Genomic DNA, 2,583 nt, shown 5'->3' with positions numbered 1-2,583 from the left:
TGGCGGGTGCGCCGATCGGGGCCTCCGATCTACTGGCAGCAGTGCCGGGAGCGATCTCCGCCCTGCGGGGGGCGTGAATCGCCCACCCGTGATGGTTTTTGGCAGTATTGACGAAATGGGTCCAGTTGTCCCCCCGGCGCCGTGCCGCATCGAGATCGATCTGGACGCGATCGAGCACAACAGTCGCGTCCTGGTCCGAGCTGCGCGCGGGGCGCGGGTCATGGCCGTGGTCAAGGCGGACGCCTATGGTCACGGGGCCGTCCCGGTCTCACTGGCCGCGCTGCGCGGTGGGGCGCACGCACTCGGCGTGACGACGATCGCGGAGGCGACGCAGCTGCGGTCGGCGGGGATCGGGGCCGAGATCCTGGCGTGGCTCTACTCGGCGTCCGATGACGTCCGGTCGGCCCTGGAGGCCGACATCGTCCTCGCCGTCCCGAGCCCGGGCCACCTCGACACTGTGCTCGAGGCCGCCCGACGTACCGGCCGCCGCGCGCGGATCACCCCCAAGATCGACACGGGTCTCGCCCGGTCGGGCATCGCGTTGGAGGACTGGCCGGCCGTGCTCGAGCGGCTGGTCGCGGCGACCGCCGGCGGTCTCGTCGAGGTGACGGGGTTGATGGCGCACTTCGCCCACGCCGATGATCCGGGCAACCCGGTGATCGACCTGCAGGTGGCCCGGCTGCACGAGTGCGTGTCCCTCGCGCGTGCTCGGGGGCTGGAGTGCCCGGTCAACCACCACGCCAATTCGGCGGCGACCCTGACCCGCCCCGAGGACGGCTTCGAGATGGTCCGGCCGGGGATCGCGCTCTACGGTCTCAACCCGGTCGAAGGCCTGGAGGCCGACCTGGTCCCGGCCATGACGTTCTCGGCGGAGGTCCTCCTGGTGAGGCGCGTGGCCGCCGGTCAGGGCGTGAGCTACGGGCACACGTGGCACGCCCCGCACGACACCACCGTTGCCCTGATCGCTGCCGGTTACGCCGACGGGGTGTGGCGGCTGCTGTCGGGCCGGATGGACGTCACGATCGGCGGACGCCGGTATCCGAACGTCGGCCGCGTCTGCATGGACCAGTTCGTCGTCGACCTCGGCCCGGAGCCCGCGACGCCGGTCCGGGTGGGGGACACCGCGGTGCTGTTCGGGAACGGGGCCGACGGCGGCCCGACGGCCGCCGAGTGGGCCAGGACGGTCGGCACCATCCACTACGAGGTGGTCACCGCCGTGCGGGGGCGTGCCGAGAGGCACCACGTCCTTCGTGCGTCACACGGTGCCGACCGGGGGCGGGAGGCTGCGATATGAGCGAGGACGACGACGGCGAGGTGACCGGTCGCAGCGGAAGGCCCCGGATCCGTCTGCCCAGACGCCCGGCCCGGTCCGCGGCCGAGGAGCCGGTGGAGATCCGACCACCCGAGGTCGTGGGGGGCGCGCCCGGGGATCTCGAGGCGATCAGGGAGCATATCCGGACCCCGGGAGGGCTGCGTGCGGGCCTGGGAGCCCTCGGTGCGGCCACGCTCGGTTCGGTGGTCACCCTGCTGCCCGGTCGACGCGCCAACGACCCGTGGGCGGGCGAAGACATGTGGGAACTCGGAGTGGACCGTGGCTCCATGGTCGCGGCCTCCGACGGCGTACCGCTCGCGGTGCGGGAGGCTGGGCCCACCGATGCGCCGATGACCGTCGTGTTCGCCCACGGCTACACCCTGTCGATGGACAGCTGGCACTTCCAGCGGCGGCATCTCGCGGACCGGTTCGGCTCGGAGATCCGGATGGTGTTCTACGACCAGCGTGGACACGGGCTGAGCGGGATGAGTTCGCGGAAGAACTCCACCATCGACCAGCTGTCCCGGGACCTCGACACCGTCATCTCGGCGACGGCACCCACCGGTCCGGTGGTGGTGATCGGGCATTCCATGGGCGGGATGACGGTCATGGGATATGCCGCGCGCCACCCGGAGACCGTGCGGGAGCGCGTCCTGGGGGCCGGGCTGGTCTCCACCGCGATGGCCGAGCTCTCCGAGGCGGGGCTCGGCGCGGTGCTCGACAACAAATCCGTCGCGCGGCTCGCCGGTCTCGCAGGCCGGAGTCCCGGGGTGTTCACCAACGGTCGGCGGGCCCTCGGGGCGCTCATCTCGCCGTTCATCTACGGCGGCTCGTTCGGTGACCCCGCCGCGATGAGCCCGACCGTCGCCCGGTTCGTGGACAAACTCATCGGCTCGACCGACGTGCTGACCATCGCCAACTTCTTCGAGACCCTCACCCAGCACGACGAGTCGGCCGCCGTGCCCGTCCTGCGGGACGTCCGCACGACCGTCCTGTGCGGTGACCGCGACCTGCTCACCCCGCTCGACCGGTCGGTCGACATCGTCGAGGAACTGCCGGACGCCGAGTTCGTGGTGGTCCCGGGTGCCGGGCACATGGTGATGCTGGAGGAGCCCGCCCACGTGTCCGAGGTGCTGGGGGACCTGGTGGCCGACGCGATCATCGAATGGCGGGAGCGGGAGCGTCGCGCCGACGGCGTGGGCCGCGCCGCCATGCCCCCGCCGGACCGGGGCGCCGGTGGGGAGACGGCCCCGTCCACCGACCACGACCGG

2 protein-coding genes are annotated in these 2,583 nt (G+C 72.2%); both read left to right on the top strand.

Annotation, left to right across the window (positions count from 1 at the left end):
- Positions 1 to 106: 106 nt before the first annotated feature.
- Entirely contained in the window at positions 107 to 1,294 is a 1,188-nt protein-coding gene (gene alr / locus G6023_RS11585; protein WP_472986437.1) for an alanine racemase, read from the top strand.
- Positions 1,291 to 2,583: alpha/beta fold hydrolase (locus G6023_RS11580; protein ID WP_241727828.1), on the top strand; the 1,293-nt coding region annotated here is incomplete at its 3' end. The genes alr and G6023_RS11580, both read left to right, overlap by 4 nt.

It is taken from the genome of Dietzia sp. DQ11-71 (assembly GCF_014144995.1).
GTDB classification, from domain to species: domain Bacteria; phylum Actinomycetota; class Actinomycetes; order Mycobacteriales; family Mycobacteriaceae; genus Dietzia; species Dietzia kunjamensis.
This window is presented reverse-complemented; position numbering and strand designations above follow the sequence as displayed.